Genomic DNA, 1,095 nt, shown 5'->3' with positions numbered 1-1,095 from the left:
CTCACTGGAATATTGTGTGCGTTTCTTGCTCATGATTATGATCCTTTATAGTGTCCATAACAGAGCTTAACAACCTGTCCAGTTTTACGGTACCACTTCATAGTTTTAATTTTAACTATATGTTTGATTTCGTACAGAAGAAATATTCTTTTTCATAGATTATGAATTTCCATTTCAAATCAAGAAGGAGATTCATCATGAGAAAGAAACCCAACGTATTTTATATTGCTTTAGTTTTATCCCTCTTTGTATTGCCAAGCACTTCTTTACTGGCTGGCGATAGAGATGAAGACAGGAATAGAGATAATTTATCACAACCCACTAAAGATGCCAGCAGCCAAACTGGTCAATCTGCCACATCTGGCAATTTAAACCAAGGTACTAATTCTAATCCATCTGGCTCACAACCATCAGGCTCTGGATCAGGATCTATGGGTGGGCAAGAAGGCGGTGGGAGTTCTAGCTCGGGCACTCAAGGTTCGGGATCGTCAGGTGGTGGTTCAGGATATTAATCAAGCCCAATTTAAAATTTAAAGTGTGTATTTTATTTTTGGTTCCCGCTCCGGCGGGACCTTACTAGCTGAAGCATTTTTTTAAACAAATAATGCAGACCGATGTATTAACCAATGGAGATTTAAATGAATAATATGAATGATATGGATAATAAAACAACAGATTATCGAGAAACTTCGGGTCATAGGAAGAAGAACCAAAGAGTATGGGTTTATGTATTTCTAGGAATATTATTATTTGCAGGAATATTTGTTTGGGAATCTTTAAGTAATAGCAAAGAAAATAACACACCGCTTAATTCATCAACCTCAAGTTCTAACACCAGTTCGATAGACAACCAAAAAACAGATATTAATCGTGGTTCAGATTCGGCTTTACCAGATGTTGAATCCCGTCAAGATTAAACAATAATTAATTAGATATTAGGATAAAATAATTCTTAAACTAACTAAAGAAAATAATCTTGAAAACACCTACTTAAACGAAGATTCAGTATTAGGTATGAGATTGCAACATACCATGCTGAATCGCCTTTGTGGGTGTACGACACTTGCTAATTATTAATTAATCTATGTGATATGT

General features: G+C 35.4%; 2 protein-coding genes. Both read left to right on the top strand.

Annotated elements, in window-relative coordinates:
- The first annotated feature begins 197 nt into the window (after window positions 1–197).
- Window positions 198–512, top strand: coding sequence for a hypothetical protein (locus tag C7H79_RS17180; RefSeq protein WP_106708437.1), 315 nt, complete (start codon window positions 198–200; stop codon window positions 510–512).
- A 126-nt stretch (window positions 513–638) separates the two neighbouring features.
- Window positions 639–917: a hypothetical protein gene (locus tag C7H79_RS17175; RefSeq protein ID WP_106708436.1), complete on the top strand. Its 279-nt coding sequence runs from the start codon at window positions 639–641 to the stop codon at window positions 915–917.
- Window positions 918–1,095: the final 178 nt, after the last annotated feature.

It is taken from the genome of Nitrosomonas supralitoralis, assembly GCF_003011925.2.
Taxonomy (GTDB): Bacteria; Pseudomonadota; Gammaproteobacteria; order Burkholderiales; family Nitrosomonadaceae; genus Nitrosomonas; species Nitrosomonas supralitoralis.
The sequence above is the reverse complement of the archived record's forward strand: the minus strand, read 5'-3'. Positions and strand labels throughout refer to the sequence as shown.